The sequence below is a fragment of the Shewanella pealeana ATCC 700345 genome (genome assembly GCF_000018285.1).
In the GTDB taxonomy this organism is placed as follows: Bacteria; Pseudomonadota; Gammaproteobacteria; order Enterobacterales; family Shewanellaceae; genus Shewanella; species Shewanella pealeana.
This window is the reverse complement of record NC_009901.1, coordinates 713163-727810: the sequence shown is the minus strand read 5'-3', so window position 1 is coordinate 727810 and position 14648 is coordinate 713163. Positions and strand designations below refer to the sequence as shown.

13 protein-coding genes are annotated in these 14648 nt (G+C 44.5%); 8 read left to right on the top strand and 5 right to left on the bottom strand.

Annotation, left to right across the window (positions count from 1 at the left end):
* Positions 1-26: 26 nt before the first annotated feature.
* Positions 27-161 carry a DUF3149 domain-containing protein gene (locus SPEA_RS22605; RefSeq protein WP_012153859.1) on the top strand — a complete coding sequence of 45 codons (135 nt, stop codon included), beginning with the start codon at positions 27-29 and terminating at the stop codon, positions 159-161.
* Between the two features lie 96 nt (positions 162-257).
* Here SPEA_RS22605 and SPEA_RS03150 read toward each other — a convergent pair whose 3' ends face one another.
* Together SPEA_RS03150 and tcdA are read right to left on the bottom strand one after the other, a co-directional pair.
* Entirely contained in the window at positions 258-875 is a 618-nt protein-coding gene (locus tag SPEA_RS03150) for a superinfection exclusion B family protein (protein ID WP_012153858.1), read from the bottom strand.
* A gap of 210 nt (positions 876-1085) precedes the next feature.
* On the bottom strand, positions 1086-1901 hold the full coding sequence (tcdA, locus tag SPEA_RS03145) for a tRNA cyclic N6-threonylcarbamoyladenosine(37) synthase TcdA (RefSeq protein WP_150102199.1): 816 nt from the start codon (positions 1899-1901) through the stop codon (positions 1086-1088).
* A 376-nt stretch (positions 1902-2277) separates the two neighbouring features.
* Here tcdA and SPEA_RS03140 point away from each other — a divergent pair, with 376 nt between their 5' ends.
* Both SPEA_RS03140 and SPEA_RS03135 read left to right on the top strand, forming a co-directional pair.
* On the top strand, positions 2278-3342 hold the full coding sequence (locus SPEA_RS03140; RefSeq protein ID WP_012153856.1) for a porin: 1065 nt from the start codon (positions 2278-2280) through the stop codon (positions 3340-3342).
* 735 nt (positions 3343-4077) lie between these two features.
* Positions 4078-5112, top strand: coding sequence for a porin (locus tag SPEA_RS03135; protein ID WP_012153855.1), 1035 nt, complete (start codon positions 4078-4080; stop codon positions 5110-5112).
* 274 nt (positions 5113-5386) lie between these two features.
* On the opposite strand, the gene SPEA_RS03130 is transcribed toward SPEA_RS03135, so the two are convergent.
* Positions 5387-6046 (bottom strand): thiopurine S-methyltransferase, encoded by a 660-nt coding sequence (locus SPEA_RS03130; RefSeq protein WP_012153854.1) that lies wholly within the window; start codon positions 6044-6046, stop codon positions 5387-5389.
* A 220-nt stretch (positions 6047-6266) separates the two neighbouring features.
* Complete coding sequence (locus SPEA_RS03125) at positions 6267-6608, bottom strand: hypothetical protein (protein WP_012153853.1); 342 nt, start codon at positions 6606-6608, stop codon at positions 6267-6269.
* A gap of 243 nt (positions 6609-6851) precedes the next feature.
* Between SPEA_RS03125 and SPEA_RS03120 the strand changes: the two genes are divergently transcribed.
* Positions 6852-8654, top strand: a complete 1803-nt coding sequence (locus tag SPEA_RS03120) for a serine/threonine protein kinase (RefSeq protein WP_041411256.1) — start codon at positions 6852-6854, stop codon at positions 8652-8654.
* On the opposite strand, the gene SPEA_RS03115 is transcribed toward SPEA_RS03120, so the two are convergent.
* Positions 8651-9238 (bottom strand): FxsA family protein, encoded by a 588-nt coding sequence (locus SPEA_RS03115; RefSeq protein WP_012153851.1) that lies wholly within the window; start codon positions 9236-9238, stop codon positions 8651-8653. The two genes, SPEA_RS03120 and SPEA_RS03115, sit on opposite strands and share 4 nt — an antisense overlap.
* Positions 9239-9557: 319 nt before the next feature.
* Between SPEA_RS03115 and cutA the strand changes: the two genes are divergently transcribed.
* The 4 genes from cutA (at position 9558) to SPEA_RS03095 (ending at position 14604) form a co-directional block, all read left to right on the top strand.
* Positions 9558-9881 carry a divalent-cation tolerance protein CutA gene (gene cutA / locus SPEA_RS03110; RefSeq protein ID WP_012153850.1) on the top strand — a complete coding sequence of 108 codons (324 nt, stop codon included), beginning with the start codon at positions 9558-9560 and terminating at the stop codon, positions 9879-9881.
* On the top strand, positions 9878-11710 hold the full coding sequence (locus SPEA_RS03105) for a protein-disulfide reductase DsbD (protein WP_012153849.1): 1833 nt from the start codon (positions 9878-9880) through the stop codon (positions 11708-11710). The genes cutA and SPEA_RS03105 overlap by 4 nt, the downstream gene beginning before the upstream one ends.
* Positions 11711-11947: 237 nt before the next feature.
* The gene (locus tag SPEA_RS03100; RefSeq protein WP_012153848.1) at positions 11948-13606 is read left to right on the top strand and encodes a cation:proton antiporter domain-containing protein; all 1659 of its coding nucleotides are present in this window, start codon (positions 11948-11950) and stop codon (positions 13604-13606) included.
* 68 nt (positions 13607-13674) lie between these two features.
* Positions 13675-14604: a TolB family protein gene (locus SPEA_RS03095; RefSeq protein ID WP_012153847.1), complete on the top strand. Its 930-nt coding sequence runs from the start codon at positions 13675-13677 to the stop codon at positions 14602-14604.
* Positions 14605-14648: the final 44 nt, after the last annotated feature.

Here is a 14648-nt window from a genome sequence, read left to right as displayed (position 1 = left end):
TAAGAAAAAGAAAGAGGATTTCGCAAATGGCATTCTGGTTAGATTTGATGTTTGGCAACCCAATAGGATTGCTCTCGATGATAGTTATCTTTAGCACGATAGGCATCATTTCCTATCTGATGTGGATGTTCTATACCAAGTCTGCGGATCCCGAAAATTAGTTTTCAATGTTCTTTCTAATGCAGGGGGCAATTAGCCCCCATTTTTTTGTCCAAACAAACTTCCGCAACCAAAGTTATTAAATTCTAAATGACACTCTAGGCTGCATGTTTTCTTGGTGCGACCAGAGTATTAACGAAATGTGGGCGCGCCTTAATCAGGTTTTTCATCTCTTCAGCGCTTGGCTCGCCAACAGGGAAGCGCAATACCTGGCGGTTTAAGTGAACCCTTGCACGCATCGAAATCTTAAAGTCTGCAGTAGATCCCTGAATCGCGTAATGTTGCTGGTTACCTAAATACTCCAAAATTCCAGCCTTAGACAAACTCTTAACTGCAGGCTCTTGTTCTGGCAAAGTAAGAATGGTTTCCCCTTGCAGAAAAAACTCTCTCAATAAAGCACGTTCCATTGGATCGAGTAGCTTCACCTTCTCTTCTATTACCTCTACCGAACGTTTGTCACTAAAGTAGCTAATCGCTTCGTCGAGAAAATAGTTGAGCAGCAGCGTCAATAAATAAGCGGCACCGATGATCAGACCCAAGCCAATAAAATGAGCATGATTTTGTAATAACTCATCTAAACTTAGCTGGGCCAGCAGTGTTTGTGGTGCGAGCAATAGCCCTGCACAGGCCAGTGTTAGCCATAGCATGCTGGTAAAAATCAACTTTTTAGCTGAGATCATTTTAAAAGAAGATGTATTGAAAGCCACTTTTTGCATAGCCGTATCCAGTGTCAGAATTCTGTTCCTACGCAAGTAAAAGCAATAATAGTGCCAGCATTCTCACTGAATCGAATAATTTCAAATGACTAGACACAAAAAAGGCGCTGAATTAGCGCCTCTCTATTTTGTGTGCGGATTTATTAACTACTATAGTCTAGCCTTAGCTTAAGCCCAATTAGAGCTAGCACTATTTATATCAGCAGATAGCTATTGAGCCTTAGCGGCAAGCTTAGTTAATACACGGCTCGTGGCAACAAAACCGAAAGTACCAGTAACCACAGTCACGGCACCAAAACCCGACGCACAATCCATTCTCATACTGCCTTCCGCTGTAGCCTTAGTGCTGCATACGGTGCCATCTGCTTGCGGATATACCAGTTGCTCAGTTGAAAATACCGCTTCAATGGCAAAACGGCGGGCTACATTTTTTGAGAAATTATACTCACGTCTTAGCAAGTTGCGAACTTTGGCCAATAGCGGATCTTGATAAGTCTTGGCCAAATCAGCAACCTGCACCTGAGTCGGGTCCATCTGACCACCTGCCCCACCAACAGTCACAATCGGCAATTTCTGGCGTTTACACCAGGCTATCAAGGCTGTCTTGGCTTTAACCGAGTCGATACAATCCACCACATAATCGATGTTGCCGCCTTGCTTCTTACCTTGAAAATATTCAGACAAGTTCTCTGGTGTAATAAAGTCTTCTACTTCATTCACAATACACTCAGGGTTAATCTGTTTTAAGCGCTGAGCCATCACTTCGACTTTAGACTCACCTATAGTGTCTTTTAACGCATGAGCTTGTCTGTTGGTGTTAGTCACACAGATATCGTCTAAATCAATAAGGGTGATCTGTCCAATACCGCTTCTAGCCAAAGATTCTGCCACCCAAGTGCCGACCCCACCGATCCCAACAACGACCACATGAGCCTGAGCAAAAAAGCTTAAAGCGTGCTGACCATATAAGCGGCCGATACCGGCAAAGCGATTTAAATAAGCGTCTGACAAGGTGTGATTATTCAAAATGATACTCAATGTAAAAAAGTAGGAAGTGAAGCTTAGTACTGATTTTATCTCAAAAGCCGATAAAAGCCTAAAAAAACAAACCACCTAGCCGTTACATTTGTAAAGCGAAACGATAAAAATAACCAACTAGACACCTGAAATATTTCCAGTGTTGATTTTTAATCAAGCCATTGTTTTACAAAGGTAAACACCGCTGATACGCATCACACAAAATCCACGAACCGTGACAAGCGTCACACATGAAAGTTCCATTTCCGTGCAAGAATCTCATCTGACAAATAACAGCTTCACCCTTGTTAGCCCGCAAATATAGGGCTGACGATTATTGATAGCCTGCAACTATAAAATAGCGATTCGCTACAGGAAGATGAAAATGAAAAAAACTGTTCTGTCTGCCACTATTATTTCAGCACTAGCCGCCACTTCTTTTACAGCACTAGCTGATGGCCCAAGTTTCTACGGCCGTGCCGATCTTGCAATCACTAACTCTGATATGGGTATCGCTACTCAAAATCAAAAGTCAGGCACCATCATTGAGAATAACTTCTCATGGTTAGGTGTAAAAGGTACTGAAGCGATCAATAGCGATCTTGAAGTTGTTTATCAAATGGAGTTTGGCGTAAGCAACTTCGATAACTCTAATAACACTTTCGCTGCTCGTAACACTTTCCTAGGTCTTAAGTCAGCAACAGCTGGTACCATCCTAGTGGGTCGTAACGACACTGTATTTAAAGCTTCTGAAGGTGGCTTCGACATTTTCGGTAACACTAACTCAGATATCGACCTATTAGCTGCCGGTCAGTCTCGTAGCGCCGATGGCTTCAGCTACTACTCACCAAAGATTGCCGACCTAGTAACATTAAATGCCACTTATTTGATGGATGACAACTACGATCAAGTAAATGCTTCAGGTGAAGAAGTTTACACTGACAACATGTACGCACTAAGCGCAACTGTTGGTGACAAAGGCCTTAAAGCTCAGAATTACTACGTTTCTGCAGCATACAATGATGGCATCGACAACGTGAAAGCTTACCGCGGCGTGGCTCAAGTTAAACTTGGTCAAGTGATCTTAGGCGGTTTCTACCAGAACAGTGAGCACGTTGACAGCAAGTACTCGAACCTAGAAGGCGACACTTACTTTGTAAACGCAGCTTACGTTATGGGTGACCTAAAGCTTAAAGCTATGTACGGTAGCGATGACTCTGGTTTAGGTAAGTACGTTAGCCGTTACGTAGGTGACACTAATGGTGCAACACTAGAAACTGTTAGCGATGTAGATCTACAACAGTTCAGCGTTGGTGCTGACTACCGCCTAAGCAAGAACACCCTAGTTTACGGTCACTACACTAAGTACGATGGCGACATGAAACTAAGCGGTTTTACCCATGACCTAAGTGACGATATCTTCACTGTCGGTATGCGCTTCGATTTCTAATCGGACTTCCGTCTGATTGTTCCTCTTATACTTCTTTTGTTTAAAAAGAATATAGAGAGGACAAGAGTCAATTCTCAAAGGCAGCTTTAGCTGCCTTTGCTATTTCTGCTTCTATTACTCATTTAACTTCTCACTCAAAATAGTCACGCAGCTATTATTCATTTGGCTTCTCACCCTAATTAGTCATGCAACTATTATTCATACAACTATTCATACAGCGGCTCACTCAATGACTGACTCTAAGCGCTGAGACTTTTTATTTAAGTCATCAGCAAGGCCCGTAACCACTCAGCTCTCAATAACAAAAACTGATATTCACCTGTTTGAATGATTTATTCCACTCAAAGTGCCAACTGTACAATTTTCAAACACACCTATTTCAATACCTGAATCCATTCCAATAGCAGGATCATGTCCACATTGACTAATCAGCCACTAATAAAGTAATAGAGAATTCAGTGAAAATATCTATAAACACCTCTTTATAGATACATTTAAATCGTCATTTCCATAGAAGTTACCAAACAGATAACCAAAATCGCCTAATCGTCACAAAAAAATCTCAATTCCGTGCTTGACCCTTGAAAACATGATCTAGTCCACAATTTAAAATCCATAAAACTGTAATATTTGCCCCCACAATTGTTATGCGCTCGGATGCTCATAACAAAAACAAAAGTTTACGTAAGAAACCATAAGAAACGAATAGGAACTTAGGTTCTGGGAGCAAATGAAATGAAAAAGACACTAATCTCTGCATCAGTGGCATCAGTTTTAACCCTAGCTTCTTTCGGCGCGCTAGCCGATGGTCCAGGCTTTTACGGTCGTCTAGACCTATCTGCTACACACTCTGATACTGGTGCAACGACACAAAACGGTAAAGAAGGCGCTATTTTAGAGAACAACTTCTCTCATTTAGGTGTTAAAGGCAGCGAAAATATCGCTGACGGTTATGACATCGTTTACCAAATGGAGTTTGGTGTTGACAACACTTCTAACAGCAACAAGACATTCACTACTCGTAACACTTTCCTAGGTCTAAAAACCAACGCTGGTACAGTACTTGTTGGCCGTAACGATCACGTATTTAAGCAAACTGAAGGTGGCGCTGATGTTTTTGGTAACACAAACGCCGATATCGACCGTCTAGTTGCGGGTCAAGACCGTGTTGGTGATGGTATCTGGTACTACTCTCCAAAGATCGCTGGTCTAGTGACTTTGAACGCGACTTACCTAATGGAAGGCAACTACACTGACGAAGCTAACAAAACTTCTTACGACCAACAGTATGCGTTAAGTGCAACTATCGGTGACAAGAAGCTTAAGGCACAGAACTACTATGTAGCAGCTGCTTACAACACTATCAAGGGTATCGATGCATACCGCGGTGTGGCTCAAGTTAAGCTAGGTGACTTCAAAGTGGCTGGTATCTTCCAGAACACAGAAAGCCAAACAACAGATCAAGAAGGTAACTCTTACTTCGTAAATGTTGTTTACAACCTAAACGGCGTAAACCTAAAAGCTGAATACGGTAAAGACGAAGGCGGTTTTGGTAAGTACTACAAAAACATCACTGGTGGTTATGAAGAAGGTGTAACTTCTGATATCAACGTTCAAGTGATCACTGTAGGTGCTGACTACAAGATCTCTAAATCAACTATGGTATATGGCCACTACGCTATGTACGAAGGTGACCACAAAGTTGGTACAGCAACTAAAGATCTAGAAGACGACAACGTATTCACTGTTGGTGTACGTTACAACTTCTAATCGATTGAGTCTTTAGACTCTAACGATTTAAAGCCATAAAAAAGCGACCTCAGGGTCGCTTTTTTGATCTGGTTAAATGATGCGAGAAGATTCGAGGACGCTTCGCTGCGAGGTCGGGCTACGCCCTGCTAGGAAGAGAATAAAGCAAAAAACACCATCTTTGCTCTTTCTTAGCTTTTCCGCCTTTACCGTCTCTGCTTTCCTTGCTTTACCCGGTTTTTACCGTCTTTGCCTTTCCTAAAACCTAGAACCTACTTCCCTAGAACCTGCTTTTTCAACCTTTCCGTATTAACTTATAAACCGACTCTGTCAGCCATGAAACCTGCTTGTTAACAAAGCGAGGGTTCTCACTGAGCACATCTTCACTCGATAAGCGCTCTATCTCAAAGTCTGTGGCTAGGTTTGCCTGTACCCAATCATCGGATACGGCAAAGGGTGGCCCATTGAGCTCTGCCTGCGGGTAATCTAAAGTGATAAGTAAACCAGTACTATTGGCAGGAACGAGCTTAGCGAGTTGCCGAGCATAGGCTGAACGCATCTCTTCAGGCCAAGCAATCAGGGCGGCGCGATCGTAAAACGCCTGAGTATTTGGCATCTCAGCAGCATCGAGGCTAAAAATATCGCCCTGATAGATGGTGACTTGTTCGGTGTGAAAACGTTGGTGTTCAGCTAGTGTAGAAATGTCAAAAGCAAGTTCATTTTCACGGTAAAACTGCTGCACTGCTAACTCGTTTAACTCGCAGCCCAAGACTTCATGGCCCTGCTCTGCCAAGAAGCACATATCTAATGATTTGCCGCACAGAGGAACAAATACCTGAGCATTTGCGTCGAGCTCAAGCTGTGGCCAGTATTTTACAAGAAGGGGATTAACTGCACTCAAATGAAAGCCAACCTGCTGGGCATCCCATTTGTCGTGCCAAAAACTTGGCTGCATATTCAAGGTCCATATCAAAGAAAACCAAGGTATGACCTAGCACTTGAATATCATCAGCTAAGAACGGGTAAGATCTCACTGAAGTTAGCTCTCACTGAAATAGGCAATGACTCAAGACTGGGTATACCACTTTGGCCTTACTCTATAGACACAGTTAAGCAGAAGCAAAACATATCAGCGGCGCCTAACTTTCAATATCAAGTCAAAACTAGCGACTGATTTATACCTTCAGCACTTGCTGTACTCTCTTTAACCATACACAGTTTTCACATTCACATTGACGACGCGACAAGTGGTGCGGCGTTAAGCTCGAATCGATGAAATCAACTGCCACAAGGAGTTGCTGCTTCAGCTCCTCTACCGACTTTTTCTCAACCGCGACGGTTTCATCATTGTGATTCATCCAGGTACATTCCATACCTTGATGACAATTAATGCACTCCATATCGGTGTGATTAAAGAACCCTGCATGAGGGCAATAATTCAGTTCCATTGACTGAAGGATTCGACGCCTAGGGTATTCGAGTAATTCAATTAACTGTGATTTATCCAATCCTGACATAGCCACCTCTGGTTGATATCCAAGCCTTTTATCCGGCTTATATCATTTATACTAGTACGAGTTAAAGGTTACCTTTCTCTTATTCTCATGGATTTGATATGCATCAATATCTAACCCGAAAATATTGGTTAGGTGTCACTTATACAGGCTTTTTATAAGCGACGACTCTTGCTTTAAATTGAATCAGCTTGGACTTTATTGCAGCTTGTTGATTTAATGGAGTTCACACAAGAGGGATCTCATTTGCAAACACCTGAACTTCAACATTTTTACATCTCAGAAGAGCAATCTATCTATCTGCTGGGTGCTCACGATGCCCGTAAACATAGAGCCTGGATCCGTCTATGTAAGCAGCAGCTCGGCAAGTTGGGATATCAGGAGTTAGAGTTAGTGGGTAAAGGCGCCTATGGCTTCGTGTTTGCTGGAGTGAATAAACTCGGACAGGCTCACGTATTTAAGTTCTCTCGCCTTACCCTACCTCAGCATATTCAAGACCGCCTCGAAGAGGAAGCCTTTATGTTGTCGCAGGTCATTCACCCTAATGTACCACCTGTGATTAAGTTTGAGCATGTAGGCAAACAGGGGATCTTAGTGATGGCAAGGGCTCCTGGGGAAGATCTAGAGCAACTCTGCATTAGAGTCGGCGCATTGCCTGTTGCCACAGTGATGAACATCGCTCGCCAACTCGCGGCCATTTTACAGTATTTACATAACGGTCGACCGCTCATTCATGGCGATATCAAACCTTCTAACTTAGTGTATGACGTTAACACTCAACACCTGTCTTTAATTGACTGGGGCTCGGCTGTATTTGCTCAGAGAGATAATGAAGGCAATCCGGTCAATGGCAATGTAATGGACTTGATGTCTAGCGATCAGCAACATACCAATGCTCGGATGGGTGATGTCTACTTCATCGGTGACGAACAACTTAATGGCGCACTTTCTAGCCCAAGATTTGATGAGCAAGGTGTAGCTGCAACCCTATACGCCCTCGCTTCTGGCCAGGCGAGCCGCTTTGGTAGCAAGGTGATCCCGCCGACCAGTATCGGCCTTCCTGTTGAGCTGGCTCGTACCTTAGATGGCATGCTCAGCGAGAACCCACTGCAGCGTAGAAAAGCTGGCGATTACTTTTTAAAGAGTATGAGTCACAGTCACCGCCTGCATCTGCCCGAGATTAATTCCGCAGCGCTAACCGCTGAGATCCCAGTGTGGATCCTACCTAGAGATAAAGAAGTTGAGACCGTGAGTTATAGCTCGCGTAAGGCATTCTTAAAAGAACACAATGGCGATGATCCCATTGCTAAGATGGATGATCTGCAGCTTGAAAAGTATTACCGCAACTTTATGGCTGGCATGGGAGATACCGAGAAAGGCTTTATCGCTGCGGTAGGTCGCCTTAGTCAGTACGCCATTGTCGGTGGGCTAGCCATTCATTGGCGCGAGACGGGAGTGTTTATCGACTCCAACTTGGCGATTTACAAGGCCGAGCAAAAACATGCCATCACAATTGCAGTCAATAACATGGTGACATTGGCTCGCGGGATCCGCCGTATCGGAGTATTTAAAGCCTGTTTCTTTAATGCTCGAGATACCTTGCATATTGAACGTGAAGACAGCACACAACCTTTCGTTACTGGCTGTGATCAACAGCTACCATTTGAGGTAGGTAACGTGCCTTCTCTGGAAGATAAGTCTCGATTGCACTCCTATTTTGAAGATGGTCGCGACCCTGAGGAAAACTTAGAACTGCCAAAAGAGATCATGACCGAGTTGGCTTGGATCAACCAAATTCACCATACTGGCTGTATTATCTTTGAGGTACTGCCCAACCATATGAAGATCCATAGCTACTTGCGGCTACTTAACCCAAGAAAGCAGGCTGCCTTTCGTGCCAGCCTAGATAGGATCTTGGCTCATGTCGATAAGATCCAGGGCAAAGGGGTGTCAGGCTTTATGAAGCTACCTTATAAGAACACCCGAAAATTTAACCATATCGAACGTAAAGCCGATCGCTTCTACCCTAGAAATCCCAAACAGAGTTAGGCCTTTGGCTGTTTGTCATTATGAGGCTGATTACTAGCATCATTGACTTGATGGCTCTCGGGGCGTTTATCACTCGGGTCGGGTTTACGCTCAAAATCACCGTCAAAGGTATTGCCTTGATCAAAAGGTGAATTACCACCTTGCTCGAATGGATTGTGTCCATTGGGACCCATTCCAGCTCCAAACCCCGGACCGAAGCCCGATTGGAAGCCACCATTTGCCTGCACTTTTAGCTGCATCCGCTTATAGAAGAACTTAGCCACAGGGATGCGGGTAAATGGCGTCAGTAATACCAGGCCGATAAAGTCAGTTACAAAGCCTGGGATCAGCAGTAATAATCCAGCCACAGCTAACATCATACCTTCGACAATCTCTTGTCCCGGCGCTTCACCACGAGCCAGCTTTTGCTGCACCTGCATCAAGGTACTTATACCCTGGCTACGCACCAAAGAGACACCTACTACCGCGGTAAAAATAACCAGCGCAACGGTTGTCCAGCTGCCCAAAACCTCACCAACACGGATCAGTACAGATAGTTCCATCACAGGAACCACCACGAATATTAATAACAAAATAAAAAACACACTGACCTCACATTTTTTGCTGGTGTTGAAAACTAAATTGGGGCGACTCGGTCTACTTTCAAGTCGCTGCCTGTTTTGATGCTGCTATTTAACAGTATAAATCCTAATGGATGCTGCAATTAGCCGAGTAATTGTAAGCAAAAACTACTGGCATCACTATTTTAGCCACGCCTTAATGCAAGGCTAAGTTAAAAGACGTAAAGTATCGATTAGATTTTAAAAAACCATTAGCTTTAAGTGAAGCCATTGTAACTTGAACGACACAATACAATAGTTGGCTTAATACAGTTTTAATCTGTTGGAAAATAGAAATAGTGTCATGCAAAACGAATTTTTGTTAGTTATCACAACTTACCCGAGTCAAGAGCAGGCTAAAACGCTTGCCCATGAGTTAGTCGAAGCCAAACTCGCCGCCTGCGTACAAATATCGCAAGCGGTGACCTCTGTGTATGAATGGCAGGGGCAGATATGTGAAGAACAAGAGTTTGCTTTGCACATAAAATGCTTAACGCATCATTACAATGCCATCGAGCAACTGCTTTCTAAGTTACACCCCTATGATGTACCCGAGCTAATCGCACTCCCTGTGACCCAAGGATTGCCAGCCTATTTTGATTGGATAAAAGAAACCACACAGCCATGAAAAGAATCATAAACCTGTTTTTAGCCTCACTACTGCTGCTGACGCCACTGGCACATGCAGAGGGTATTTTCAGTAGTAATAAGTTTGACTTTTTAAAGGGCGAGCCTGAGCTTATGCCTGTCGATCAGGCATTTGTGTTCGACTTTAAACAACAAGGCGACCAAGTCAAAATTAGCTGGGTCATCGCCGACGGTTACTACATGTACCGCGACAAGCTTAAATTCGAAGCCAGCGACGGTGCCGTCTTAGGTGAAATCGCACTGCCACAAGGCAAGCCTCACACCGATGAATACTTTGGTGAGCAAGAGGTTTATTACACTTACGTCGAGATGCCAGTCGCAATCAAAGAGTCGAGTGCTGGCGGTAAGTTAAATGTCACCTTTATGGGCTGCGCCGAGGGCAAACTTTGCTTTCCACCGACTAAGAAAACGGCTGAGTTAACTCAAATTGCCGCCAATGATGGTCTGCTAAGTGATTCGGACAAGTCGCTAGGAAGTGTTGACGCAACGGCAACCCCTGCTGATGCCACCAGCGCACCGATTACCCAACAAGATACCCTAAGCGCTATGCTTTCAGGCGACAGCCTGATCTGGACCTTAGTTATCTTCTTTGGCTTAGGTGTCGGTCTTGCGCTAACCCCTTGTGTATTCCCAATGTACCCGATCCTTTCAGGTATTATCGTTGGCCAAGGTAAAAAGCTTTCAACTGCTAAAGCATTCACCCTGTCTATGGTTTACGTGCAAGGTATGGCTATTACTTACTCTTTAGTAGGCCTTGTTGTGGCCTCTGCGGGTATGAAGTACCAAGCGGCATTACAACACCCGGCAGTACTTATCGTACTGGCTATACTGTTTTTTGTATTAAGTCTCTCAATGTTTGGCCTGTACGATCTAAAACTGCCATCTAAATGGCAAGAAAAGATGAATTCATTCTCGAATAACCAAAAAGGCGGCAACGTTATTGGTGTGTTCATAATGGGTATTATCTCAGGTCTTGTTGCCTCGCCTTGTACTACCGCGCCGCTGTCTGGTGCACTGATTTATGTAGCGCAAACTGGCGATCTAATGCAGGGTTTCCTCGCTCTATATGTACTGAGCATGGGTATGGGTTTACCGCTACTGATTATCGGTACATCTGGCGGTAAGCTTTTACCAAGAGCTGGCAGCTGGATGGATGTCATCAAGACTATCTTCGGTTTCCTACTCATCGCCGTGTCTATCGTGATGCTAGGCCGGATCTGGCCGGGCTTTATCTCAGATCTGCTTTGGTCAATCTGGGGCATCGCACTCGTTGGCTACTTGATGCATCAGAACAAAATCACCGAGTTTAACTGGAAGCAAACTGTGCGCTCAGTACTCTTGATGCTAGCGTTGTTGGCAAGCTTTTCATACGGCATGCAGGCTGTAATGGCTAAGCTAGGTTTTAGTAGCAATACCGCCGCAATCAATAGTAGTGAAGCACAGGGTCATGCTTTCAAACGTATTAAGTCGTTAGAAGATTTACATACTGAAGTTGCTGCCGCAACTGCACAAGGCAAGACGGTGATGGTAGATTTCTATGCCGACTGGTGTGTGGCTTGTAAAGAGTTTGAAGCTATCACCTTTAAAGATGCGATGGTTTTAGAGCGCATGAACAAAATGGTACTACTGCAAGCCGATGTCACTAAGAATGATGATATCGATATCGAACTGCTTGAACACTACAACATACTTGGTTTACCAACCTTGTTGATGTTCGACGAGAACGGCGCTATCCGTGACGATCTACGTGTCACAGGCTTTATGCGACCAAAGGCGTTTGCCGAGCATCTAGACCACTTAGTTAAATAACAAGCCAGTTAAGTAACAAGCCGTTAAGCAGCAAATAACACTGCTTGTAACACGCCCTTCTAAAAGCCCAGCTTATCAACAGATAAGCTGGGCTTTTCTTTATCCCTAGCTTGTAAAATCTAGCCTTGCGGCTTCAAACTTATTCACATTTTTCAGCTCAACTTCATAAATTTCTTATACAATGGTGCATCATTATACCCAAAGTACTTGGATGTAAATCAACCATAAAGGAGCATCATGGAACCCGCCATACTCATTATCACCTTAGCCTGCGGCATGTTAGTTAGCCGTGTGGGACTTCCCCCTCTAATTGGCTATCTTGTTGCGGGATTTGTGCTGTTTCTGTTTGGTATCGAAGAGTCCAGTTTACCCATGCTGGAGCAACTGGCTAACCTAGGTGTTACTCTGCTGTTATTTGCCATCGGCCTAAAGTTAGATCTGCGCAGCCTGTTTAAAGCCGAGGTGTGGGCAGGATCAAGCCTACATTTATTAGGCTCTATGCTGTTCTTTATTCCGCTATTAAAGCTGCTGGGGTTATTAGGGCTTGAGCAACTCACCGGATTAGAGCTTGAGCAATTAGCCCTACTCGCCTTCGCACTGAGCTTTTCCAGTACCATTTTTGCGGTCAAAATACTCGAAGATAAGGGTGACATGCAGACGCTTTATGGCCGCGTCGCGATCGGTATCTTAATCATGCAAGATATCTTTGCGGTCGCCTTTCTCACCATCTCTAAAGGCGATATCCCCTCCTACTGGGCATTAGGACTACTGTTACTACCGCTGGCAAAGCCACTCATATACAAGGCATTCGACCGTGTTGGCCACGGTGAGCTATTAGTGCTATTTGGCTTAGTCATGGCGCTAGTCATGGGCGCTGGGCTATTTGAACTTGTTGGCCTAAAACCAGATCTTGGCGCACTCGTCATAGGTATTTTACTGGCGGGTCACCCTAAATCATCGGAGCTGGCAAAATCACTGTTTTACTTCAAAGAACTGTTCTTAGTCGCCTTCTTCTTAACCGTTGGTCTTAACGGCTTACCGACCTTCTCCGATATCGGTTTGGCTGCGATTTTAGTACTTATTGTACCGATTAAAGTCACCCTATTTTTGTACTTATTAACCCACTTTAAGCTACGTTCTCGTACCGCACTAATGAGCTCATTTACCTTAGGTAACTACAGCGAATTTGGCCTAATTGTGGCTGCAGTTGCAACCTCAAAGGGTTGGCTGCCACCACAGTGGATGGTGATCCTTGCTGTTGCGCTCAGCTTTAGCTTCTTGTTTGCCGCGCCGCTTAATACCGCTTCTAGCCGTTTATATCAGAAGTTTCAAAGCAAACTTAAACGCTTAGAAAAGCACCCTCTTCACCCTGAAGATAGACCGATCCCCGTCGGCAACCCACGCTTTCTTATCTTAGGTATGGGGCGTATCGGTTCTGGTGCTTATGATGAACTCAGGGCTCGTTATGATGGTGAGATCTTAGGCGTCGAGCATAAGCAAGAACTGGTCGACTTTCATATTTCACAGGGCAGAAATGTAGTACAAGGTGATGCCTCGGATACCGACTTTTGGGAGAAGCTCGATAGAGCCCCCTACCTAGAGCTCGTACTACTGACCATGCCTCATCACGTGGGTAACCAGTTTGCCGTCGAGCAATTACAACTTCTCGACTACCAAGGTAAATTGAGTGCTATCGTCAAGTACAAAGAAGATGCACAGTCACTGAGCGAGTCTGGGGTGCACAGTGTTTATAATCTCTATGAAGCTGCGGGAGCGGGTTTTGTTGAGCATTTGGTCAAAGAATTGCTGACTCCTAGTGGCGCTGCGCCAGATAACCCCCACGCGATAAACCGTAAAAATGAGGCGAATGCATTAGAAACTGAACAAAAGGGCTAATTGTATACATTATCCCTGTTATAGCGTATGTTATTTGTTAACGAGTATTTAATGACCGATAACATACAATGCCAAACAATAATAAAAACTCTACTCTGGCGGGTTATGCATTTCTAGCGAGCCTACTTTTTATTCCCAGCAGCATTCAGGCTGCTGGGTTTGATATCTGGATCTATTCCCTCGATTACGACGACACAAGCCAGCAATGGAGCCTAGGTGAGGCTAAAGCCGTCACTGAACGCGATGGCTACGATAACCAACCTAGCTTTAGCCCCGATAGCCAAAACCTGCTGTTTACCTCCGACCGAATAGACGCACAAAACGATATCTATCAGTATCGCCTCACTGACGGCACTCTTAGCCAGCTGACCTTCACCCCCAAGCAGAGTGAATACTCACCGCAAGCTTTCACTAATGGCACTGATAGCTACCAGCTCAAGTATGTGGTCGAGCAAGGTGTACCTCACCAAAGCGTTTGGCAGCAAACGAGCAATAGTCCACGCAAACGTGCCATCAATAGCTATATTCCAACGGGTTACTTTGCTAGCGATGAGCGTTTAGGCACGCTTATCTGGGCAAGATATGCCTATAGTCTCTACTTCGAGCCTAAGGGCGAAACTGCCGATGAGCGCCACTTTGTGGTAGAAAATGTTGGCCGTAGCATCCACGCCATTCCCAATGACCAAGCCTTTAGCTACCTGCATAAACAGCTCGATGGCGACAGAGTGATTAAGCGCTTCTCTCCACAAGACAATAGCCATAGCCTATTAATTACGCTTGCCAGTAGCGCGAGTGAAGACTATGCCTGGAGTCAGAATAATTGGCTATTAAACATAGATAGTGGCTATTTACGCGGCTGGAACTCTGCCTCGAAACAGCAAGCAGACTGGCAAATACTTAGCCCTATTCCAGCGCCAAGTGAGCATTACCTGAATGCCTCTCGTATCGCCGTTAGCCCTGACAGCAAACACTTAGCTGTGGTTTGGCAGCGAAAATAAACTTCAAAATCATAAAATAATAATTAATGAAGAGTCATGCCCTG